Here is a 24,202-nt window from a genome sequence, read left to right as displayed (position 1 = left end):
TATCCCTCCATCATTTTGATTGCTTTACGTCTCTAAACCTTTTCTTCGCTCTCCAGCTATATGCTATAAGCAAACATGCCAAACTTATAGCTAGTTCTCCTCCACGCAGAAATACACTACTCCATTCTGAATGACCAATAAATAATAATCTTGAAACATTACAAAGAAATAACAACAGAATTTGGTAGCCGCAAACGATCAAAAAAGTACTAAATAATTTACGACTTTCCAAGCTTTTAGTTAATTTATAATGGATAAGAAACACATAAATGAGCCAACCAATCCCTAATAACACAAAAGAAAAATTATCGACTGCCGGTATTTTCCATTTATCAAAAGAAAGGTACAAAAGATAAGTCATCAATGTATCTCTTATTACAAACCAAAGACCCAATGCTATTCCGGCTGATATGGTGGCTAATCCCAATACTGTTAGCTTCAGTATCGTTGCTTGGCCCTTGGAGTCATTCTTCATTTGGAAGTTGATTCCTCCATTGTCGACGTGTTTTTTCAAGATCTGAAAGCAATATGGAACGGGTCTCTTCACTTTCAACTAAATTCGTTTTTTGGATATAACGGACTAAGCGTTGCAATTTTTTTGAATATGATTTTTGAGCTGTCTTCTCTATGCGTGAGGCCTTCTTAGTATTACCTTTTGCTTCTAAATTCTTTATTTTCATTTGATATTGTCTTGACCACTTTTCCGGAACCTCACCATTTGTTACCTCTTCTAATACAAGATGTTTTTCTCCAATATATTTTTTCGCAAACACATTCATACACCAAATAGAGCCTAACATAATTAGGAGTAGTGAAATTGCATACATAATCACTAGCAGAAGAATCATATGGCAACAGAGCCTTTCAAATCCAAGTCTTTGGCAAAATGGCAAGCCACATGATGACCTTCACTAACTTCTTGGAGGACTGGGCTTTCCACCTGGCAAATCTCTTTAACATATGGACAACGCGGATGAAAATAACACCCTGTTGGAGGATTAGCTGGATTAGCTACTTCACCTTTCAGAATAATTCTTTCCTTCTTTATTCTTGGATTTGGAACAGGTTTTGCAGATAAAAGGGCCTCTGTGTATGGATGCTTCGGAGTAGAAAATAATGTCTCCGTCTTTGCCATTTCGACCATCTTCCCGACATACATGACACCTACCCGATCAGAAATATGCTCAATAACACCTAAATCATGTGAGATAAATAAATAACTTAACTGAAATTCCTTTTGTAAATCTTCTAATAGATTAATAATTTGTGCCTGAATTGAAACATCCAAGGCAGAGACGGCCTCATCACAAACTATAAATTTCGGATTAGTTGCAAGCGCCCGAGCAATTCCTATACGTTGTCTCTGTCCTCCACTAAAGGCATGGGGATACCTTTCCAGATGACGACTATTTAATCCAACAATCTCCATCAATTCTTTTACCCTTGTTTTTAATCCCTCCCCTTTAGCCATTCCATTACAGATTAACGGTTCGCCAATTATATTTAATACTGTCATTCTTGGATTTAAGGATGAATAAGGATCCTGAAAAATCATTTGCATATCCCTTCTAATATCTCGTAATTCTTTATAATCCAATGTTGTTACATCGACTATTTGACCATGGCGATTTTTAAATTTGACCTCCCCACTAGATGGTTCAATTGCCCGTAATAATCCTTTTCCCAGTGTCGACTTTCCACATCCAGATTCCCCAACAAGCCCAAATGTCTCCCCTTGATTCACATAGAAGGATATATCATCCACAGCCTTTACTTCACCAACATGTCTTCTAAAGAAACCTTTTTTAATAGGAAAGTATTTTTTCAGAGATTCGACTTCCAGTATTTTATTCTCCATTATTTTGACCTCCTTTCTTTTGATTCTGATTCACTTTGACACATCTTACATAATGGCCATCCTTAACTTCCACAAGAGGAATTTCAACAACATTACATAAACCATCTTCAGCAAGTTGACATCGGGAATAAAAACCACAACCCTTTGGTAAATTAATTGGAATCGGAACTACTCCTTCAATGGAATCTAATGGTTCATCTCTTTTTCCCACAGTTGGGATAGATCGCAGCAATCCTTGAGTATAGGGGTGTAATGCACCGAAAAATAAAGTATCGACATCTGTGTATTCCACTACCTTTCCAAGGTACATAACGGCAACTTCATCAGACATTTCAGCGATTACTCCTAAGTCGTGAGTAATAAAAATAACAGCTGAATTAAAATTATCTTTTAGCTGATTAATCAAATCTAAGACTTGCGCTTGCACAGTGACATCTAAAGCAGTTGTTGGTTCATCCGCAATCAAGATAGACGGATTGCAACATAGAGACATCGCGATCATAGCCCTTTGTCTCATTCCCCCAGATAATTCATGAGGATATTGTTCCATTCTTTGTTCGGGATTTGACATTCCTACTTTCTTCAATGTATCAATTGCAATTTTTTTAGCTTCCTTCTCATCTCCTGTAATATGCAAGAGAATAGCTTCAACCAATTGGTTTCCAATTGTGTAAATAGGAGAGAACGCCTTCATCGGCTCTTGAAAAATAACGGCAATTTCTCCACCACGTATTGCCCTTATTTCTTTTCCTCTCGGATTAAGTTCCGCAATATTCACAATTTGTTTTTGTTGATCATCTCTACGAAATAGTATATCTCCATCGGCTATTTTCCCTGGGCTCTCAACAATTTGGAGAATCGCCTTTGTGGCAACGCTTTTCCCACTACCACTTTCCCCAACAATACCGAGCGTTTTCTTTCTCTTTAATTTAAAATCTACTCCACTTACGGCTTCCAATATTCCTTCCTCTAATGGAAAATGGACATTTAAATTAGAGACTTCTAAAAGAACCTCATCATCCTCATGGATAGTAGAGGCAATTGTAGCTTTCTTTTCAAGCACAACTGACTTTTTTCTCATTCCCTACTCACTCCTTTATTTATAAGGATCTGCTGCATCACGCAAACCATCTCCAAGGAAGTTAAACACTAACACAGCAACAATGATAAATGCAGCTGGCCACAACAACCACGGGTGGTGAGCTAAATTTTCCAATTTCTGAGATTCCCCTAATAACACTCCCCAACTGACTACAGGGGCCTGTAAACCCAGTCCTAAGAAACTTAATGAAGTTTCCCCCAAGATGGTCGTTGGGATCGAAATTGTCACATTAATAATGATATAGCTAGCAAATGAAGGAACAAGATGTTTCATAATGATCCGAAAGTTACTTGCTCCAGCGAGCCTTGCTGCCATTGTAAAATCCTCTTCACGAAGAGAGAGAATTTTTCCGCGAACAACTCTCGCTAGTCCAGTCCAACCAATAATCGATAAAATCATTACCATCCCTAAATATATTTTGCTTGGTGACCAACTTGATGGTAATGCTGCGGCTAATGCCATCCATAAGGGGATCGTTGGAATACACATTAATAAATCAATTAAACGTTGAATAATCGTATCTACAATCCCACCAAAATAACCAGAAATACCTCCTAGAACGACTCCAAGAATCACAACTAAAATAATTCCTAAAAAAGCAAAAGAAAGCGAAATCCTTGAGCCATGTAAAATTCTGCTAAATAAATCACGCCCAAGCGAATCTGTTCCCATTAAGAAGAAGGGAGCATCCGCATTTTCTAGACCAATAATATGGCGATTTGTTTTAAACAGCCCCCAAAATTTATATTCAGTCCCCTTAGTAAAAAAATGTAGATAATAAGCTTTGGAAGGGTCTTCTGTAAAAGTCTTTCGAAATGTTTTTTGATCCATTTCTTCTTTGAGATCATAAACAAAAGGACGTAAACTAAAGCCATTTTCAGGATGAACAAAATGCAAAGTTTGTGGAGGTGCATATTTATAATCAGAGAATCGTTCTAATGGAATATGCGGACTCAAAAATTCAGCAAAAGCAGCTAAAATCAACAAAACCAGTAAAACTGGTGCGGATATAATCGCTAATTTATGCTTTTTAAATTTCATCCACATTAATTTCCATTGTGAAGCAACTTCATAATGATCATCTGTATTTTGATTCGGCTGAACGGGAACTTGTTGATTATTCGTAGTAATCTCGGGATTCACTCTTCCACCCCTCCAAATCTTATTCTCGGATCTAACCAAGCTAATAAAATATCAGATATTAATGTGCCAATGATGGTGAGAATACTTAAGAGTAAGATAAAGCTTCCAGCTAAATACATATCTTGATTCATTAAGGCTTCCAATAACATAGGTCCTGTTGTCGGTAAGTTTAAAACAATCGACACAATCGCTTCCCCCGATATGATGGCCGGAAGTGTCCAACCAATTGTACTGATAATCGGATTGATCGCCATGCGGACAGGATATTTAAATAATAATTTTTTCTCCTTCACTCCCTTTGCCCGTGCTGTAATCACATATTGTTTTTGTAATTCGTCTAGAAGCATTCCGCGCATGACTCTAATTAAGCCTGCTGTCCCTGACACAGCAATAATAAGAACAGGTACCCAAATCCTTTGCAACATATCTAGGATTTTATCGATACTCCATGGTGCTGACACATATTCAGGAGAAAATAACCCTGTGATTGCCACCCCTGTATGAACAAACACCGTATAAATGACAAATAAAGCAATCAAGAAATTAGGTATAGCCAGTCCAATAAAACCAATAAATGTAAAAATATAATCAAAAATAGAATATTGACGGATAGCAGAATAAATCCCGATTGGAATGGCAATAATCCAAGTGAGAATTAACGTTAGTATAGAGATGACAATCGTTAATCCAAGCCGTTCGCCAATCACATCACTTACTGGTTCATTCCATGTAAAGGATCGTCCAAAATCACCATGTAAAACAATATTTTTTATCCAGATAAAATATTGCGCATACATTGGTTTGTCAAGTCCATACTGTCTTTGCAAACTCATAATCGTTCCTTCCGACACTTCCGTTCCTGACAACTCAAGTTGATTAATATACGTTGTGAGATAATCACCGGGAGGTAGTTGAATTAAAGCAAAAGATATTATACTAATGGCGATGATTAGTGGAATCAATTGCAAAACGCGATGTCCGATATAATGTAACATCCTATCCTCTCCTTTCTATGAAAAGCGCAAGACAGCTAAAGCTAAATTCAACATTAATCGAAAGTTATACTTCCTCTTTTTCAAGAAAAACAGGAGGAAAACTTAGGTAGTCTTGTAATATTAATCGACTCCCTAAGTTCCTTTACATTATTCTTTAAAAAACATTTGCTCACCCGCGAAATTAATGGCAATCGCTAAGCCACCGTCCGTTACATTTCCCAAATTAGCATTCACAATTAAAGGCTGCTTAACATGTTCAATATGCACAAAATAGTAAACATTTTCATGCATTTCTTGTCGTAATTCATCCATAATTTCAACAGCTCTTTCTGGATTACTCACATTCATTTCTGCCATTAAATCATAAAATTTCTTTACATTTTCTGGTGGTTCTTCCCCTTTCTTCCCGCCTGAGTTTCTCCAACTTTCCCATTGCCGTCCCCAAAATCCCGTTCCTAAATCTTGCATATAATAAAGTGGTGTATGTGTCCACATAATTGATGCTTGTAGATCATTTGCTTCGTTTTTATTCCCCCAAAGGCTTTCATCGATCGTTTTAACTGTTACATGGATACCGATTTCTTTCCACATTTCTGTCAATAGTTCTGCAAGAGGTACAATATCAGGTGCAGCTGCTTGAACTTCAAATGGAATAGTAAAGCGTTTACCATCTGGTCCCATTCGATAACCGTCTGAATCTTTCTCCATTCCCATTTCATCCAACAGCTCATTAGCTTTATCAATGTTAAAAGTACTATCAATAATCGTCGATGGCTCAGCAAATCCAAAATAGAGCGTTTCAATAATTTCTTCACGATCAATCGCATAATTTAGGGCTTGTCTAAAACGTAAATCTTGTACAACTTCACGCCAGACTGGGTCCTCGTACGTCAAATTCAAGAAAACATCGCTTGGAGTGTTATGCAAATCAGCCAAAATCGCCTTATACCCGCCTTGCTCTTCATTCTCACGGTAAACAGGCATTTTGGTTAATGCTGTAGCTTCACGATTGAAGTCGACTTCTCCAGCAATAACTTTCAAAGCAGTCACTTCTGTATCTTGTACAATTGCACTCTTCAAAGTATCAATATAGGGAAGCTGATTCCCTTCTGCATCGACTTTGAAATAATAAGGATTTCGTTCAAATGTAACATGTGTTTTTGTCTTTTCCTTTGGTAACCACGGATATAAAACAGGAAAATCTACTGCGTTGGAATGATTTAATTCTCTTTCTGTAATGTCAAGATAGTTAAAATTATTTACCCAATCCGTATCTTCTCCTTCGGCAAAATCATTTTCTTTAATACTCTCTTGTAATTCTTGTGGATCTGCATAATCTTTGTGAAATTTCTTTAAATAATGAGCTGGTTTTAACAAATCGGCATATCCTCGCCAACTTTGAATGGCCAAGCTAATTGGAAATCCTCCATTCGGTTCATCAAAAGAAATTTTAAAAGTATTTTCATCGACAATCTCTAATTTCATTGGCGCGCCATCTACATTGCCTCCCGAATGAAGCCATGCGGGTAGAATTGGTGTTATCTCCTCATTAAATTGCACATCTTCAATAGCAAATCTTACATCCTCTGTTGTAACTGGTTCACCATCTGACCAGCGTAATCCCTCTCTCATATAAAATGTGAATTCTTTTTCATCATCAGAGACCTCATAGTCTTTCAGAACATTTCCTGTAACCTCTTCTCCCAAAATTCCTGGCGTATTTAGGAGTGGTTCATTATTCATAACAAATAAATCAGGATCCCAGTCGACACTTTGTGCAACAGTGTTTAATGTTCCACCATATTTCCCGATTTCAACAGTAAGTTGATCTGATGGTAATTCATTTGGAATCTTTGGTTCCTTTGGTAGCCGCTCTTTAACTGGTGGAAGGTCCCTTTCATCCAGCATCGGTGCCTGCTCAAACTCCGTAATATCTGTTACATCTACCACTTTTTCTTCCTCTTTCACCGTGTCTTCTTTCTCAGAATCTTTTGCAGTGCTGGATGGTTCATTTTTGGGTGTACATCCCCCTATGGCCATTGATAATACGAGTAAAAAGATGAAAAATAGTTTGATCGAGCCCTTCATTTTCTTCCTCCTCTACAACTTTTTCGACTAATGTTGACGCAATACTCCGTCATTTAACTGCAAATTCCCCCTTTTTTTATATAATTGTCTATAATAGACAATTTCCCAACAAGTCTGTTAGGAAATTGTTCTATCAATTAGCCCTTACCTAAATCTATTTTTTCACTATCCCATCAATCCTCATTCGACTTGGATTCCGCTTCCACTCATCCCAAGTCAATCCATATTCCTCTAAAACTTTTTGTATCCTTCTCTTAAAGGGTAGACCTTCTGTTCTTAAAATGTATTTCATCGGATCTTCCTTTTCTCCAATCTTCCCCTTTAGCCAGTTATGCAAGCGAGTCTGAAAGATATGTGCCTGTTCTGGAAGAGATTCTACGAGATTTGTCGTTTCGTTAGGATCAATTAGTAGATCATATAACTCAGCAGGCGGGCGGGTAAATGGACCGGCATCATAGGTTTCAATATATTTAAATCTTTCGGTTCGAATGCCCCTAGCGGCTTGCCAAGCACATTCAGATAGAAATATTTCTTTGTGTTGTTTTTCTTTTAGTCCCTCAATTAGTGGAACTAGGCTCCTTCCGTCCAAATCGTTAGGCATATCTAGTTGCAGCCATTCTAATATTGTCGGCATAATATCTGCATGCTGAACAAGGGACTGAACTCTGTTGTTGCTTGGAATTTTATTTGGCCACCGCATAATCATCGGAATATGAACAGTTTGATCATATAATCCACAATGATCCCAATAAATATCATGCTCTGTCAGACTTTCACCATGATCACCAAATAAGATTAATAGTGTATCTTCTTTTAGTCCCTCTTCCTCCAAAAACAAATCTAATTCTTTTAATAAATCATCTAAGTAACGAATCTCCGCATCATATAAAGCATTCATATAATTTGTATCTGTAATCCCATCTAGCAAGTCATAGTGATGATATTTAAAAAACGGATAAGCTGCATGGTTAAAGGCAGGTTCCATGCTATTATTCGCGGGGTCATAAGGATCTTTTCTTTGATCATAAAAGGAAGGAATATAGCTCTTAGGTGGCAAATAGGGAGTATGTGGATCCCAATAATGTAAGAAAAGGAAAAAATCCTCATGCTTATGTTCTTTGATCCACGGTTTTGCCAATGCATTGATATTCTTACCGTCAATCCATCTTGTCGGTTGTTTTGAATTGATATAATAACGATACCCTCTTGCAAACCATTCTTTTAAATTATATAAATTGTCGACTGCTGCAGTTGTAAAGCCACTTTGCAGTAATGTAGCCGGTAACCATTGTTGGTCTTTTGATAAATAGGTAGAAGCAGCCCCATGGGAGACAACCCCAGTTGTTAATCCTACTTTTCCAGTAAAAATGCTCGTATGGGCTACTTCTGTCGGTATGTCCGACGCGAAAGCGTTTTCAAATAAGGCACCTTCACTAGCAATTTTATCTATATAGGGACTAGTCGGTGAAGTGTATCCATAACACCCTAATCGATCCGCCCTTAAAGTGTCCAAAGAAATAAAAATCATTTTCATCTAGGTCTCCCTCATTTCAAAACGTAATCCATCTCTATTCAAAAATGTTAGTTATCATTTTACTAATGGATTAGCAATAAGTCGTGGTCAATTAGGACAATTCTTTTGGCTTATCCAGCCAAAAGCTGGTTATGTTTCCGAATATCTGTTTTTTTCTTTATTTTTTTAGATACAGCTAATTAGCCGAAGGCTACCAAACAAAGCGGAAACTTCTATTTGGATTCTAAAGTGAAAAGAGGCTGTCTAGGAAACTAGGGTAGAAACGTTCCGTAGCTCCTAGTTGTCAAAGGTCCCTAAAACGACAACACCGATGGGAAGATCATCAACTAAGACTCTGAAATGAATGACAGTGAATCAAAGACAAATATTCGCGCATCTTGACGACAAACTCAATCTGCAGCGTCCTTACTTCTTTTCCACTTATAATTCCTGTACCGCACAACGTTTTTGTATTGCTTCTTATTGACCGGAGTCTGAAGTGATGCCATTGGCATAGGAGGCTTTTTAGGGATTCTCGACTTTTAGCCCTCTTTATTCGTCAATTAGATCTTTATTTACTTTTCTTGCCACTTCAGAATGAGGGAATCAGCATCTTTCTCTAGCACCTCATGGAGTTCTTTAAGAATCGAATTGTTTGTCAACTGGAAATCAATCAATTGCTTGAAGCTTTTCATATGTTTTATCACCTTTGCAGCCATACCTTTTTTCTCAAATTGACCTACTGCTATCAAATGAGTACTTAAGGAACGATAGTCTTTCTCAGATAACTCTCCCTTATGCTTTTCAAGGATGGACTGCATATAAGAACTATCAAGATCATCTAAAGCTAAAAGTCCATCTATAGCTGACTGTAAAGCTGTAATCTCCATGTTCAGTTCCTCTTCTGTTGTTACTTCTTTAAGAGATTTCTCTGCAGCCAAAATAGCTCTTTGCAAGGCGGTATATGTGTTTTCCGTATACTTTCCTTCATTCTTAATTGATTTAGCTTCATCGAGTAGCTCCACAAGTTTAGAATCATCTAGTTCAGGTTGCATCTCTACAGCAGTTGCTAAGCTTACTTCATCAATTAAAAATGAACCATCCCAATTATCTATTGTAGTTGATTGAATCCAAACTTTTATACGATCAATCGCTTCTTTCCCTTGCCATTTTTCTAGATTTAAAGCAATTTGCTTCCACTCATTTTCATCCTTGAATGAATAAATGCCTTCCGCATAATTTTCTCCATTATAAACTTTCACTTTGGCTGTATACAGTTGATCCTTAGGTGCGTTGGGGATTTTTAATCCAAGGCTTAAATAGGGGTTAGCCTCAGCATCTATTGGCTTATCTAGTTTTATATCAGCTCCCCGCCAATATTTAGCAAATGTATTAAAATTCACTTGTAAAGAACCTTTTCCAGCCAATGAATCTTTGATATTCCAATCTATTGACCGCGTATTATCTGCAGGCTCCCATAGACCAATCCCATCGTCAAAATCCGCTATTTTCTTCTTATGCCACTGTTTTTTCACGACCCCTGTTTCAACAGCAACTGGGAGTTGTCTCTCCGCTAATAGTTCAGGGTCAAAGTTTGGTATCATCTCTTCCCAACTATCAATACCAATAATTGGCTTTGCGAATTCCGTTACCTCTAAAGAACGTTCTGTATCAATATATTTCATTACATCATAAATAAATTTCTTATCTTGTGGAGTACTATTTCCTACATCCGCATACGTCCATAATCCTAGATGGAGTCCATATTCTTCCTTGTGGTCAACATGCCTGTGCAGAATAAAGGAATCAATACCATCTAAAAATTTAGATTTATAATAGGCGAGCGCATAGGCTGCCGCTTGTATTTTTTGTGATTCTAGTGAATTATCAAGACTATGAAACCCTTGCTCAGACAATATTATTCTTCGCATGTCACCATCAAATAAATGGTCGTTCTGTTTCATATAATCGACTAACACTTCTAGGTTTTTGAAGGTGATGACATCAGTATCAAAATTGTCCCCAGCATTTGGGTCTTTCCAAAAAACGGGATCCATGAGATTTTCTGGATAAGGATGATAAGCTATATTCCAAGCAATATCTCCTTCGGAACGAATAAACTGGAGTAACATATCAACGATATCTCTGCCATCATAACTCCACATCGCCCCTGCCGGTATATCCCGATCCCAACTATGTGTTAAGGAAACATAAACTCGGCCATTTTCATAATTACTTTTGACAATTGTATTAGTCAATCTTAAGGTTTGAGCATATTCTTTTATATACTCTGTAACAAGTTTCGGCCCCATATTATTCCATATCTGATTTTCATCGACCTCATTACCGACAATAAAATTTACAGCACGTCCATATTTTTCATCTGTACGGGTATAACGCTCAGCTAAGAAGTTTGTAATTGCTTTATAATATTTGACACCCATTGAATTCGCCGTATTCATCGCATATACAGTACCTCCCGATTCTGCATCTGGATGAATTAAATGTTCATTTGGTGAGTCAGGATCCATTTCATTATAAAGAATTAATATTAATGAAACGACATTATTATTGTCTGATAGACTTTTTATGCTACTATCCAAACTTCTCACGTAGTTTTCTTTAAAATAAAATGTCTCCCCTTCGAAATCATAGACGATTGTATCATCTGGATGATTATGTTCCTTATATAACATTGAATTATACGAAACGTTAATCGCAGCGTGGCTTACACCTAATTCCTCGGCATCATCTGTCATTTGCACTTGTAAGCCCTTCTTACTTTTCCCTTGTGGGAACGGATAGTCATTTTCCGCTAATTTCTCGGGATTTGTTATATAATGTGGGCTATCAACAAATGATATTTCCCCTGCTTGATTGTTTAAGGTGACAACAAATTTCGAATATAAGCGGCTATGGCCATTTTCATTTAAAGGAAAATCAAATGTAAAGGTAGCTTCAGCTTCCTTTTTGGCAATAGGCGTTAAGTCAGCAATATCGTCTAGCTTTTCATACGTTTGTAATTCATACAATCTTAATTCAGCCTGAGGATTAGCTTCTAAATATTGCTGGTCCACCATTCCGCCAATTTGAATTGAGTCTCTATTCGTAAGTTCGCTTACATCAATTCGCCCTTGGTAATCATCATCAATATTTAACGATATATCCAGTTTAAATTTGTCTATAATTAAAGATCCACTTGGTGTGGTCATGATGGGTTCAATCCGAAATTGCTCCAAAGTCCCTTTCCATTTTGGATTACTCGCAAAACTAAATTGATAGTTAATAAATTCTATCGATGATTCAATCTCAAAAACTTTTGATTTTTTCTCATCCCATTTTGGATCTTCGTCAGTAATCCAAGAAATTCTCACTTGCTGAGCATCTGTCGTGTTTTGCATTGGAACGACTAATGTATCCGCAACAGACAGATTTTGTAACAATCGTGGTGACTCTAAATACGTATTTTGATCAGATATTTCATAATGGAGCGCTCCATCTTGAACATGTAAACGACCATTTTGAGCCATAAACCCTTCTGTTTCTCCATCGACGGAAAATTCTAAATCTAAAATATTGGTTGCTACAATATAATCAATTTGGAAACGTCCATTCCAACTGTCATAACCCGGATCCCCGGGGGCGACTCCTTCTAAATCAAAGTTTTGCAAAAATGAAATGTCTATTTTGGTAATAGAGTCTCTATTTTCCCAGTCTTTAATATTTAAAAATAATGGGTTCCAAGTATTCGGATTCATTTTCGTTATTGATTCAAACACATCGTCTCCACTGTACAACCGGATCTTAAGAAAATAATCAACAGACTGCCAAGCCCAAGAGTTTGCGGCTAAGGCGAAATAGTTATACTCCGACAAATCTAATGGTTTGTCCAACTCTCGATAAATCGTCCTCCATTCATATACTTTTACATCTTCTGGTACTTGCTCTAAAACACCGGCCCCTTCGTAGACAGGCCCTTGCGCCATACTTGTAGCATAGTTGATCTCTTTCGTATTTTCTCCCGGCTTCCATTGTGTGGCTTGTTCTGGTGTATTAAAGTCATTAATGACTTTTTCTGCATAAATGGCGCTCCCTGTCCTGTAATTGTCTGATTCTACGATGTCGGGATGATAAGGTCCTGCCAAAACCGTTTGTCCAAAGGCGAGTTGGATGATCATGACTAAAACGATTCCTACCAAATAATTTTTCATGCGCTTCATATCAATACTCCTTCCTTATTCATTCCGACACAGATTACTCTACAGCTTGCCAACGGTCGTAAGCATCTTGATGAATTTGAACATATCTATCTACCTTCATATTTTCTAACTTCTTGATATACTTATCCCAACCATCTAAAGATTGCACCCCTGTAATAAATTGAGCCTCCATCCGCTCCACATAATCCTCGATATCTGTTCTAATTTGAATTAATTCATCCCTTTCCTCTTGGGTAAAATGTACAATCGGAAAAGTTGATTTGGCATAAGGTCTTACACTTTTATTAGTCTCTTGCATAATATGATAGTTTAATGGTTCAAACTCATCTTGTTTATACAGTTCAAGAGTTTGTATAGGAGCATGAATTCTTGGGTGTGTAGTGACAGGTGTATAGGTATTTCTATATTCATCTCTAGTCATTCCCTCAGGGATTAATATTTTTAATCCTTCTTTATTGTCAACATATTCAAAGTGCTCCCCCTCTTCACCATAATTTAAAAAGATTGCCCCTTCATCACTGTAGAAATGATCAACCCAACGGATAGTAGCTTCTGGATACTCATTAGCACTAGTGATCGCAAAGACTCCTGTTGCTACTAAAGAGTGTCTTGTTGCTAACTTTTCATTATTCACTTCCGAAGTTAATGGCGGTAAAGCAACATATTCTTCATTTCTCTCTACACCAACAGTCAGAAAAGGACCTGCATCATGAAATACACCAAGTTGTCCATTCTCCCCTTTTCCATTTACCTGCTGTTTATTTTGTGAATATGCTTCAGGATCCAACAGTTTTTCCTTATACAACGTATTCATGTAAGATAAAAACGCTTTATATTCCTCTTCTATAGGGGCATATCTTACTTCACCGGAAGTAACGTCCAGATGTCCAGTAAATCCAAAATGGTTTAACATAGCACCAGCTATATTGACGTCCTGTGAAGCAATCATGGGTATTTCATCTGCTTCTCCATTACCATTTGGATCCTTTTCTTTAAAAGCCTTCAAAACATTATATAGATCATCTGTTGTTTCAGGCATTTCAAGCCCAAGATTTTCCAACCATACTTGATTGATCCAGATTTTCGGGTATGGACCAAAACCTATTTCTGTATCTACAAATGGTAATGAATATATATGACCATCTGCTGTAGTAATGGAACGAGCTACTTCTTTATTTTCTTCTAATAGCTTTTGAAGGTTGGGAGCATATTTTTCAATTAAACCTTCTAACGGAATTAGCTGTCCTTGGGAACCGAATTTCGCCTCTTCCTCCTGTGTTAATCCCGCACCGAATAATACATCCGGTAGATCTCCACTGGCAAAAGCTAAATTCAGTTTTTCTCTGATATTCGCGGAATCTGGCGTATTAAATTCAAATGCAATATTGGTTTTCTCCTCATATATTTTAAATACGTCAAGTTCATCCCATGTTTGAGATTGCGTTGCGCTTGATGCTCCCATCATGTTCAAAGTTATCTTTTCATCGACCAATGGGAAACCTTCAGAGTTAAAGTTTTCTGAGGATTCTCCGGATTGATTACCTTTATCCGTTTGTCCTTCCGTTTTAGCGTTTGTACATCCGGCTAGGATGCAAATAAATATTACTAATAATGCTACATAGTACCTTTTCTTCATTAAATACGCCCCCATTTTTAGTAAATTTCACGCACTCTATTAAAAATATAATTATTAAGGATTTAAAACTAAATAATGTCAAATTATTCTAACTTCAGGTGGGGCAATTACCTTTGTCGCAAGCTCCCCATTTTTCTCTTTATTTACCTGCACATAAATAGCTCCAAAAGGCGTGCTTATTGAACCAGAACAATATCTTAATTCAGCTAACGGCAGAGGCTTGAAAACAACCTCCCTAAATCCTGGCTTCATCGGTTTGATCCCTAAGATATAACGACTGATCCATTGAACCGGGGTACTTGACCAACTATGGCATAAGCTCATCCGATAAGAATCATAAGCCGTATAAGTAGTTTGATTATGATGAAAATCACGCTTCCCTGTTAATATTGAACTTTCCCAAAAAGTTGTACTATCTTTTTCAAGCATATATCCCCAAACAATTTGGAGCACATTCCATGCATGTTCTTGTAATCCAAATTTTGAACAACACTCTGCCATCCAAAAGGCGGATAGAGGCGAAATTGGATTAGTAGGTTTATATGTCTTCAGAAACTCAATCGCCTTTGTATCGGAAACAACACCACTTAAAATCCCCATTAAAGGAATAATTAAAGCTTGGCTATTTACTAAAAAGTCTTCTTCCTTTAAATTGGGTTCTTGCCATTTTACTGGACTACCTAGCTCGGGAACATATGCGATCAATTGATTCAAGTTTTTCTTCGTGATCATAAGGAGAGCATGAAAGGCGTTCCAATATTCCTCCTCTTCCATTGGCACCCATTCTAAAAAAGGAGCATGCTTTTCCTTAAAAAATCCTGTATCAGATTCTATATTATCCGTTACCCATTGGAGATGCTTCTGAATATCTTCTTTCATCGCAAGGATAAACTCCTTATCCTCCGTGTGTAAATAATATTCCCAAACATTATTAAACCACCATAGTGTATACGATGGTATACTATTCATCCAATAACCGTATGGAGTTCCATGGCCAAGTTCAACAATTGATCGTTTCAAAACCTTAAAATCGTCCCATAAAACATAATCCGCTTTGGCTGCCATGTAGTAATCATAAACCCAATTCAAGCGGTCTCGTTTAATACCATCCCATAATCCAAGTTGATGACAAATCCGATTAGTATGAACTGCCACATCATAAATATTGTTTAATAACGGCAGATCACTTGTGAAACGACCAACTTGTTCTAACTCAGCATAGGCCTCTTCAAAGCCTATTTCCGCATGAAATTTACAGTTTGGTTGTCCATAGATGAAGAAATCCAAGTAACGCATTCCTTGAGGTAAAATGCTTGCTTGACAATTTGGCTCTATTTCTAACCAATCAGTCATACATCCATCATAATGTTCTAATTCATCAATAGATTCAGATCCATTCCAAAGAATAGTGAGGGGGATCGCGCCTTTATTTTTAACGATAAATCTGGCATTATATTCTTTTTGTAGGTCAATTCTTATACTAGGAATTCCCCTAAGGTCCAGGCTTCTTTGCCATTTTCTTTTTTCTCGCCATTCTGTCTGTTTTCGAACATGATAAAAAATAAATCTGTCCTTCTCTTCAAATTCACTTAGAGGAAATGTTTCTCCCAAATCCCCATAAATTTCCAATTGATCTTGCCACTTAGATTCTAGTAAATTTTCCTTTAAAATAGTAATCTCTTTAATTGATTTAGTCACAATATCCTCAAAACCGCCTCTAATAAACGAAGGTGGACTATTCTCTAAATCACCAAAAGGTTCTTCTCCATATACACAGATTTCAGTCACTTGCCTATTCTCTGTCATCCATGTTGTATCAGTAGGTATCCAGAGATCATCCCCCTCTAAATAGCCAATCATTCCTAATAAACGGTTTGACAAATGAATACTAATAGGTGCCACAGGCATAGGTGTCTCACATTTAATTTCAATCTTGAGCTCATGCTGACCAGCTTTTAAATGGTTAGGAAAATTTGTGATTTCTTCAAAACGAGTGACTAAACGGGGATGTTCTTTTAGCGTCTCAATAAGAATCCCATCAAGAAAAACACTTGCTGTTCCCGTTAACGCCATCTTAAATGAAACATTTCCAACTTTATTTAAAAGGTGAAATGTTTTTTTAATAATAATCTCTTTTTGTTTCATTCCATCTTCATGCCATACCCAAGAAGGAATCTTTCCCATATAGTTAGTCGTTCCTGTCAAACTAAAAACCTACCTTCATCAATTAATAATCCGAACTAACCTGCAAATCTACTATTTTTCTGTTAATTTACCGTCCCCCCTAATATATTTTTTATTCCACAGTATAGATAGCGCTTTCAATACTTGTTATTCATTATACTAAGTATACTTTTGCATATCAATAGAATACTTTATTTTTTGCATTAAAAATGACCTTACCATCTCATCTCTGGTAAGGTCATTAACATTCAAATTATTTACTTGCCATTTTAAACTTTGCTTCTTCTGCTGTACTTCCTCTAACAACAAGCTTTGGCATAATTTCATCTTTTAGGTAGCCGTTGGAAAGGGTATGATCCCATTCAAAGAGTAAAATCTCTGCTGCCCTCTTCCCTACTTTATACGTATTTTGGTTAATAGTCGTTAATCCCGGCATGAGATACTCACTTGTGACAAGATCATCATATCCAACAATACTAATATCATCAGGGATTGATAATCCCATTTCGCTTGCTGCTCTCATCGCACCAACAGCCTTACAATCACTAGTAAAGAAAATAGCTGTAGGTGGGTTTGTTAGCTTCATTAAATGATTAAGCCCTTTATACCCCATTTCCTCTGATTCAAACTCTCCTTCTGTTACATACACTAGTTCGGGATCAAATTGAATTTGGTTTTGCAAAAGTGCCTGTCTATATCCCTGCAAACGAAGTGTAAATTCTTTGCTCATTTCTAAAAGGGAATTGCCAGTTACCACAATCCCAATTCGTTGATGACCGAACGATAATAAATGCTGTGTTGCTAAAAAACCACCTGAATAGTTATCAACAACTACATAGGGGATTTGAAGGTGGGGATAAAAAGTATGGACGGTCATGATCTTTTTATTTTCCTTTTTCCATTGTGTCAAAGCTTTGCTATAATTCTCATCAGATTCAACTGACAAAAAGATATAGCCGGCATCATCGCATCTAGGTAAGTCAAATGTTTCCCCTATATTGATTAGATGAAATTCTACATTGTTTTGCTGGCATACCTCTTGAATCCCTTTAAACATATCACTATAAAACCGATGATTAAATGATTGTACTTCTACATTTTTATAAATAAAAAATAATCTTTTTAACTGAGGAGGAGTTTCTTCTTTAGGTAAGTGTGTTTTTTTATCATGAATAAAAGTCCCTTTTCCCCTAATCCGATAAATTAACCCTTCATTTGCAAGCTCTGTTAAAGCACGCCGGGATGTTATTTCACTCGTTCCATATAATTTTGCCAATTCTATTTGCGTAGGAAAGGGATCATTAGGAGAAAACTTTCCCTTCATTATTTTATCCTTTAAATCATCTATAATCTGTTGGTATAACGGTTTTTTTATACTTCCCAAAACGTTCACACTCCAGTCAAGTAAAGTATACTTTTTAATTCCAACAAATGCAACCTTCTCAAAAACATTCATGAGGGGGTAAAGTATAAAGCAGGTACCCTTGTATATAAGGTGGTATGGGCGTAGCCGCTTCGGTTTCATGAATGAAGTGTACTCATTATATGCTAAATAGAACTCCTTTAGCGTAGCTCCGCCCCTTCTCCACAGAAAAAAGCAGCCAGAGTTCATCTCCGACTGCTTATGATTATTCATTCCATATTAGTTTTCACTTGAGATTGATAACTGTATGCCCTCCTTATTTGAGGACTGGTTAGCAACCCAGATGGAATAAGCTTATATTCTTCTGAAAATTGATCTCCTTCGGTTATAAAATTTAAAGGACCATACGAAGGAGTGTGTATTGGAATTTGATGTAATGGACCAAATGTATTCCTTCTAGTTAAAATTAACTCCAAATTGATCTTACTATTCTTTGAAATCATCTTGGTAATATCATATTCATAGGGCTGCCATGGTAATAAAATGCTTTCTTTATGATTACTTAATTTTACACAAGCCGCAGCAAAACCTTCTAGGCATAAGAGTATTCTTTCCTCGTCCGCTTCTGGTTTGACAATATCTAGTTCATAAGAAATGCTTCCAGAATAAAAAGGAAGGCCTTGTTTCGTGATATCGCCAATCTTCAACTTTTCCGGTAATTTTGTCACTGTCTTTTTTACATTGTCAATTTTCACGCCAAAGTTTCCAATCAGATAAATAGCTTCTAAATTACAACCTTGTCGAAACATTGTTGTTAAAGTAATCGTATTTTTCCCTATCCGTAGTTGCTCGCTTGAGAGTTTCACTCGCTTAAAACAGGGATCAATCCACCAGCCATTTAGTTCTGGATTGTTTATTTCCTCGTTATTTAATTTGATTTTAAAACATTCCGGTTGTTCAAGTACAAGCTCTATTCCCATTGCTGGTATCCAGTCAATTTCAAAATCATAATGAAGAAATAAGGGACCATAAAGATGGTCTTTATTTTTGGATTGTTTGTTGATATACCAAGGCTGAATCATTTCTCCACTTCTTAATTTTAAGCCGAGATGCCTTCTAATCGTCTGATCAATTTTTAGAATATCTTTTTCCTCTTGCTGCTTTAATGATTGAAATTGAAATCGTGCTCGGTCAAGCACACAAACATTTGGTTCGTTCAACTGATAAGAAAGGGAATTTTCAATCCTCTCAGTGGCGATCACTTTATAAGAATCCTTGATTGGAAGTGCATTGTCTTCGTGCTTATGCTGAAATACAAGGACATGGAGATCAGATGGACAAAAGTCCAATTTAAATTCTATATCACCATCTGATTTTCTCCCTTTGATTTTCCACCTCTTTCCGCTTAAACAATCCCATTCTTCTACACTGCCATTTCCAAATAAACGTACACTAACATTCTCGTAGCTGACATCTCGATTTTTATTTAATAAAACAAAAATCGTCTGTTCAGCTGTTTTTCGAACTTGGCAAAATATATCGGAAATGACTGCATTTGACTCTGGATCCTTGATCTGCAAGGATGGGGAAATTACCGATAGACAGCTTTTTGCAATTTGCTCTCCATCAAAAGCAATTTGAATAGCTTGATTTGCCAGTTTTATTACTTCATCAGATGGTTTTGCATCCACAAATGCCGGTGTTTCTCCCGCAAATATAACGTGTCCACCAGCATTCATAAATTCTTTGAGGATACTTAATGTCGTTTTCCTTATCGTTGTCATTTTTCCAACTACAATCGTTTTATAGGCAGCTTGGCCAATCGTTAATAGTGGAAACCCACTCTCATCATGGTCAATACTATATAAACGAGAAATCATTTCCTCATCACCGTAATCAAAATCAATCTGATGGCCGGCTAATGAGAAAAATAACTCCGAGAAAGTTTTCTCTAATTCTATCACATCTTCTGATTGAGTCATTAATGTTTTAGACCAGTTAGGATATACTTGACACCAGACACTTTCAACTGGATGGATCACGAGAACATCACATTCCGGTTTTCCTAGCTGTAGCATGAAACCTAAACGGGAAAAATAATCTTCCACAGCTTTATATTCCTTCCACCAACCAGATTGAAAGTGAATACTAGCTGGGAAATCCCGCTTCGCTTCTCCTTCCATCGTATACCAAGATAAGTGATGGCAGCGTACATTAATCCCAAATAGACTTTGCCAATCTCCGACTTCCTTATGTCCTTGAAATCCCATTTGCCAGCCTGTGCACCCATATAATTCTGATAACATCCACGGTTTACCTAATTGTCTTGCGACTGAGGAAAGTTGTTTCACAACCCAGAAACTTACATTATGCTCTGAAAGCAAATCAATTCCCGGCAAATCCATATACTCATAATAGCGCATAACCGAACCACTCAATGCTACCTGTGAAGTCAAATTATCTTCATGTAATACATGTCCAGTCACTTGCAATCCATTTTCTTGGCACCATTCCAAATATGGCTTGGCATAATTTTGCAGAAATAATTCTTGAAGAAGTTCAACATAACACCATTTCACATAAGATACCTTTTCACCATTCTTCCGTAAAAACAACTCTGGTAAATTTTCAACAAGATCGATGCCAAACTTCCTTTGGTATTCTGCAAATAATTTTGGTGTCCATGGTGTTAAATAGCCAGGATCCTCATTTTGGATACCAAATCCATTCATTACCGCCCCCCGATGTGGTTCATCTGTAAAAATTCCTTTGATTGATGAACCGAATCGGTCGCCACTAAACTGCTTGTATTTTTCATGTGTTAATTGTAAGTAATATTCCGTAGCCTCTCTATTCATTGTATCTACGTATGTATACCCATTGTAAAAACTTTCCTTTTCCATTTCTTCAATTGAAAAGGCTAGAATACTTTTTCCTTCTTCTGGAGGAGGTAAATCTCCCTTTTTTAATTGAATGCAATCATAATAATTTATGCCGTCTTCTAATCGACAAATGAAAGCAGCAAATACTCTCTTATCCCATTGAAAATCCTCGATAGAAAGCACTTTTAAACGAATGAACTTCAAACGGTATTCAGGATTTTTCGTTACCTCGCCTCCGGCTGTTCCACTTGGCCAGCGATCTTCATCATAAAGCCAAGCTTCCATTCCTAATTCTTTCGCTCGATCTGCACATGTATTGATGAGATGGAACCACTCATCACTTAAATATTCCGTTACTAATCCAGTTCGAGAATGCATGAAAAATCCACCAAATCCCATCTCTTTTAAAATATCTATTTGTCGTAATAATTCTTTTTCTTCCAATTTCCCATTCCAAGCCCAAAAAGGTTTCCCACGAAACTCCATTCCTGGATTTTGAAATTGCTCTATCATCTTAATATCCATTGGTTTTCAACTCACTCCTCTTAATTACCAACCGTAAAATTATAAGGGACATTCATCAATAAATTGACTCTACATGTCCCTTTACAAGTTCATCTACTATTCTAATCTTCTATTTTTGATTAACTATCTTTCCAACGATCATATGCCTCTTGCTGAATTTCAATTAATTGCTCCAGTTTTAGCTTATTTAATTGTTTCGTATATTGATCCCATTCATCAAAAGATACTTCTCCAACAGTGAACTTAGCTGTCATCCTTTCTACATAATCACTAATATCACTTTGAATGGCATTCACTTCTTCGATCTCTTCATTTGTATAATACGTATCAGGGAAAGGAATTTTGAAGTATTCTTCATATTTTTCACTAACCTCTTTATCAATCTCATTATTAAGGGGGGAATGTTCTTTTAGTACCCATTCCTTCCTCATTACGTGAGGTACAAATGTACCTGCTGCTGGAGTTCTCTCTGCTCCCATCTCAGCCATTGTTCTTCCTTCAGGCACAATCTGTTCCCATTTTGTTTTCTCTTCATCAATCCACTCCCAATCTTCACCCTCTACTCCTCCTGCAACTCCAATAAAAGTGCTCCCCTCTTCAGAATAAAAATAATCTACCCAACGCATTGTTGCTTCTGGATGTGGATTTTTATCTGTGATCGCGAAGGACCCTGATGAAATGCCAGATGTTCTCGGCCACATTAATTCCTGATTAACCGAACTAGTAAGGGGTGGTAAGGCAACATATTGATCACTTTGTTCAACTGGAACTTTTAGAAATGCTCCTGCATCCATAAATAATCCAAGTCGCATTTCTTGGCCTTTCGCTGTTACAGCTTGTGCGTCCTGTGTGAAAGTTTCCTTATCAAGTAAACCTTCCTCATATAATTTATTCATATACATTAGAAATTCCTTATATTCCTCAGTACTCGGAACGTAAACAACTTTGTCATCAACGGCATTAAAATTATTACTCCCTAGGTATCCGAACGCTCCCATTAAACCGTATTTTATGTCCTCCAGTTTGGAGGAACCGATCGGTATTTCATCTGCTTCTCCATTACCATTTGGATCATTTTCCTTAAATGACTTTAAGATAGTATAAAGATCATCCACAGATTTTGGCATTTCCAACCCAAGATCATCAATCCACTTTTTGTTCACCCATAGCTTTGGACCCGATAAATCACGGGGAACATCAATCACTGTAGGCAAAGCATAAATATGTCCATCTGGTGTAGTAATACTTCGACGAATATCCGGATTATCATCGAGAATTTTTTTGAAATTCGGGGCATATTCATCAATTAAATCCTCTAAAGGGACTAATATTTCCTGTGATCCGTATTTTATTTCATCATCACGAGATAATCCGCCACCAAAGAACGCTTCAGGATATTCACCACTCGCAAACATAAGATTGAGTTTTTCCCTATAACCATCCCCTGCAGGTGTATCCCACTGAATCTTAATATTTGTTTTTTCTTCGTAACTGTTTAATACTTTCATCTTGTCCCAATTTGTTTGGGTTGGAGACTTTTGCCCTACCATTTTTATCGTGATCTCTTCATCCACAATTGGAAAACCAGTTTTATTCACTGCCATAGTTTGTTGATTACTTGATTTTTTGTCTGAACACGCAACAAGTAGTGTGAGAACAGCAAAAATAATGAGCATTATTTGAAGGGTTTTTTTCATTTTCATTTTCCTCCCTTTAAAATTGTTATGAATGCGTTTTCTATAATTTTGTTAATTATGGAAGACTCTTATCGTCTTCTTTGGAATTCACTCTTTAATAGAACCGATCAAAACCCCTTTCACAAAATATTTTTGTAGAAATGGATATATGATTAATAATGGTAGTGCCGATACAATCATAACTGCGTATTTAATAATATCTGCAATTCTTGCTTGTTCTGCCAAGGATTCGAGATTTTGCGCTGAGTCCATCAGCATATCGGTATCCATCTGATTAAGAATAAGGATCTCTCGCAGTATCAACTGTAAAGGATATTTACTATGATCATTTAAATATATTAATCCATTAAAATATTGGTTCCAGAGCCCTACTCCATGGAAAAGCCCCATAACAGCAATGATAGGTGCAGAAATTGGGATTACAATTTTAAAAAAGATATAAAAATCATTTGCTCCATCAATTTCAGCAGCCTCGACCAATTCATTCGGAACATTTTGTTGGAAAAAGGTTCTAGCGACAATGATGGACCAAACTCCAAGGGCATTAGGTAAAACCATTGCCCATAATGTATTCACCATTCCCAAATCTTTCACTAGCAAATAAGTAGGAATTAACCCTCCATTAAAAAACATCGTAAATAAGAAGTACCACATGATTGCCTTTTTCCCCATTAATCCTCTTCTCGAGACAGCATAAGCACAGGGGAGTAAAATAAATAAGTGAATCGCCACACCTAAGAGGGTATAAATAATTGTATTTTTATATCCCATCCAAATATCCGAGTTCTCAAAAACTCTTTTATAGCCCTCAAATGTAATTTCTTTCGGCCATAGCCACATTTGCCCTGTGTTGACGAGTACTGGGTTACTAATTGAAGCACTTACAACATATACCAATGGATAAAGCACGATAAACACGAGTGCACAAAGGAATATACTATTAAAAACAATAAATACTTTATCAGCGTAGCTTTCTCTTTTCATATTTATCCCACC

General features: G+C 36.8%; 15 protein-coding genes. All 15 read right to left on the bottom strand.

The features are described from left to right. Positions 1 to 10 precede the first annotated feature (10 nt). The 15 genes from J2Z23_RS16735 to J2Z23_RS16665 all read right to left on the bottom strand — a co-directional run bounded on the left by J2Z23_RS16735 (position 11) and on the right by J2Z23_RS16665 (position 24,190). A complete protein-coding gene (locus J2Z23_RS16735) occupies positions 11 to 475 on the bottom strand; it encodes a hypothetical protein (protein WP_057987099.1) in 465 nt (154 codons plus the stop codon). Next, on the bottom strand, positions 465 to 848 hold the full coding sequence (locus tag J2Z23_RS16730; RefSeq protein ID WP_057987097.1) for a hypothetical protein: 384 nt from the start codon (positions 846 to 848) through the stop codon (positions 465 to 467). The genes J2Z23_RS16735 and J2Z23_RS16730 overlap by 11 nt, the downstream gene beginning before the upstream one ends. Continuing rightward, positions 845 to 1,858, bottom strand: coding sequence for an ABC transporter ATP-binding protein (locus J2Z23_RS16725; protein WP_057987094.1), 1,014 nt, complete (start codon positions 1,856 to 1,858; stop codon positions 845 to 847). Before J2Z23_RS16725 ends, J2Z23_RS16730 begins: the two co-directional genes overlap by 4 nt. Then, positions 1,848 to 2,939, bottom strand: coding sequence for an ABC transporter ATP-binding protein (locus J2Z23_RS16720; protein ID WP_082881262.1), 1,092 nt, complete (start codon positions 2,937 to 2,939; stop codon positions 1,848 to 1,850). The genes J2Z23_RS16725 and J2Z23_RS16720 overlap by 11 nt, the downstream gene beginning before the upstream one ends. Before the next feature lie 15 nt (positions 2,940 to 2,954). After that, positions 2,955 to 4,103 (bottom strand): ABC transporter permease, encoded by a 1,149-nt coding sequence (locus tag J2Z23_RS16715; RefSeq protein ID WP_338018442.1) that lies wholly within the window; start codon positions 4,101 to 4,103, stop codon positions 2,955 to 2,957. Next, on the bottom strand, positions 4,100 to 5,098 hold the full coding sequence (locus J2Z23_RS16710; RefSeq protein ID WP_057987092.1) for an ABC transporter permease: 999 nt from the start codon (positions 5,096 to 5,098) through the stop codon (positions 4,100 to 4,102). The genes J2Z23_RS16715 and J2Z23_RS16710 overlap by 4 nt, the downstream gene beginning before the upstream one ends. Before the next feature lie 147 nt (positions 5,099 to 5,245). Further along, the gene (locus tag J2Z23_RS16705; protein WP_057987090.1) at positions 5,246 to 7,186 is read right to left on the bottom strand and encodes an ABC transporter substrate-binding protein; all 1,941 of its coding nucleotides are present in this window, start codon (positions 7,184 to 7,186) and stop codon (positions 5,246 to 5,248) included. Positions 7,187 to 7,340: 154 nt separating this feature from the next. After that, a complete protein-coding gene (locus J2Z23_RS16700; protein ID WP_209974628.1) occupies positions 7,341 to 8,720 on the bottom strand; it encodes a sulfatase family protein in 1,380 nt (459 codons plus the stop codon). Positions 8,721 to 9,274: 554 nt separating this feature from the next. Further along, positions 9,275 to 12,919: a DUF5722 domain-containing protein gene (locus tag J2Z23_RS16695; RefSeq protein WP_209974626.1), complete on the bottom strand. Its 3,645-nt coding sequence runs from the start codon at positions 12,917 to 12,919 to the stop codon at positions 9,275 to 9,277. Positions 12,920 to 12,953: 34 nt separating this feature from the next. Next, positions 12,954 to 14,555 carry an extracellular solute-binding protein gene (locus tag J2Z23_RS16690; protein ID WP_057987084.1) on the bottom strand — a complete coding sequence of 534 codons (1,602 nt, stop codon included), beginning with the start codon at positions 14,553 to 14,555 and terminating at the stop codon, positions 12,954 to 12,956. A 78-nt stretch (positions 14,556 to 14,633) separates the two neighbouring features. Then, positions 14,634 to 16,739: an alpha-L-rhamnosidase C-terminal domain-containing protein gene (locus J2Z23_RS16685; protein ID WP_209974624.1), complete on the bottom strand. Its 2,106-nt coding sequence runs from the start codon at positions 16,737 to 16,739 to the stop codon at positions 14,634 to 14,636. Between the two features lie 253 nt (positions 16,740 to 16,992). Further along, positions 16,993 to 18,195 (bottom strand): GntR family transcriptional regulator, encoded by a 1,203-nt coding sequence (locus J2Z23_RS16680; RefSeq protein ID WP_209974622.1) that lies wholly within the window; start codon positions 18,193 to 18,195, stop codon positions 16,993 to 16,995. 176 nt (positions 18,196 to 18,371) lie between these two features. Then, on the bottom strand, positions 18,372 to 21,509 hold the full coding sequence (locus tag J2Z23_RS16675; protein WP_209974620.1) for a glycosyl hydrolase: 3,138 nt from the start codon (positions 21,507 to 21,509) through the stop codon (positions 18,372 to 18,374). 119 nt (positions 21,510 to 21,628) lie between these two features. After that, complete coding sequence (locus tag J2Z23_RS16670) at positions 21,629 to 23,206, bottom strand: extracellular solute-binding protein (RefSeq protein ID WP_209974618.1); 1,578 nt, start codon at positions 23,204 to 23,206, stop codon at positions 21,629 to 21,631. Positions 23,207 to 23,293: 87 nt separating this feature from the next. Beyond that, positions 23,294 to 24,190 carry a carbohydrate ABC transporter permease gene (locus J2Z23_RS16665; RefSeq protein ID WP_057987076.1) on the bottom strand — a complete coding sequence of 299 codons (897 nt, stop codon included), beginning with the start codon at positions 24,188 to 24,190 and terminating at the stop codon, positions 23,294 to 23,296. Positions 24,191 to 24,202: the final 12 nt, after the last annotated feature.

This window comes from Lederbergia galactosidilytica (assembly GCF_017873565.1).
GTDB classification, from domain to species: domain Bacteria; phylum Bacillota; class Bacilli; order Bacillales; family Bacillaceae_C; genus Lederbergia; species Lederbergia galactosidilytica.
The sequence above is the reverse complement of the archived record's forward strand: the minus strand, read 5'-3'. Positions and strand labels throughout refer to the sequence as shown.

Coding starts and splice junctions, on each gene's coding strand:
- J2Z23_RS16735 (WP_057987099.1), bottom strand. CDS start 475: ATGAAGAATGACTCCAAGGGCCAAGCAACGATACTGAAGCTAACAGTA.
- J2Z23_RS16730 (WP_057987097.1), bottom strand. CDS start 848: ATGATTCTTCTGCTAGTGATTATGTATGCAATTTCACTACTCCTAATT.
- J2Z23_RS16725 (WP_057987094.1), bottom strand. CDS start 1,858: ATGGAGAATAAAATACTGGAAGTCGAATCTCTGAAAAAATACTTTCCT.
- J2Z23_RS16720 (WP_082881262.1), bottom strand. CDS start 2,939: ATGAGAAAAAAGTCAGTTGTGCTTGAAAAGAAAGCTACAATTGCCTCT.
- J2Z23_RS16710 (WP_057987092.1), bottom strand. CDS start 5,098: ATGTTACATTATATCGGACATCGCGTTTTGCAATTGATTCCACTAATC.
- J2Z23_RS16705 (WP_057987090.1), bottom strand. CDS start 7,186: ATGAAGGGCTCGATCAAACTATTTTTCATCTTTTTACTCGTATTATCA.
- J2Z23_RS16700 (WP_209974628.1), bottom strand. CDS start 8,720: ATGAAAATGATTTTTATTTCTTTGGACACTTTAAGGGCGGATCGATTA.
- J2Z23_RS16695 (WP_209974626.1), bottom strand. CDS start 12,919: ATGAAGCGCATGAAAAATTATTTGGTAGGAATCGTTTTAGTCATGATC.
- J2Z23_RS16690 (WP_057987084.1), bottom strand. CDS start 14,555: ATGAAGAAAAGGTACTATGTAGCATTATTAGTAATATTTATTTGCATC.
- J2Z23_RS16685 (WP_209974624.1), bottom strand. CDS start 16,739: ATGGGAAAGATTCCTTCTTGGGTATGGCATGAAGATGGAATGAAACAA.
- J2Z23_RS16680 (WP_209974622.1), bottom strand. CDS start 18,195: ATGAATGTTTTTGAGAAGGTTGCATTTGTTGGAATTAAAAAGTATACT.
- J2Z23_RS16675 (WP_209974620.1), bottom strand. CDS start 21,509: ATGGATATTAAGATGATAGAGCAATTTCAAAATCCAGGAATGGAGTTT.
- J2Z23_RS16670 (WP_209974618.1), bottom strand. CDS start 23,206: ATGAAAAAAACCCTTCAAATAATGCTCATTATTTTTGCTGTTCTCACA.
- J2Z23_RS16665 (WP_057987076.1), bottom strand. CDS start 24,190: ATGAAAAGAGAAAGCTACGCTGATAAAGTATTTATTGTTTTTAATAGT.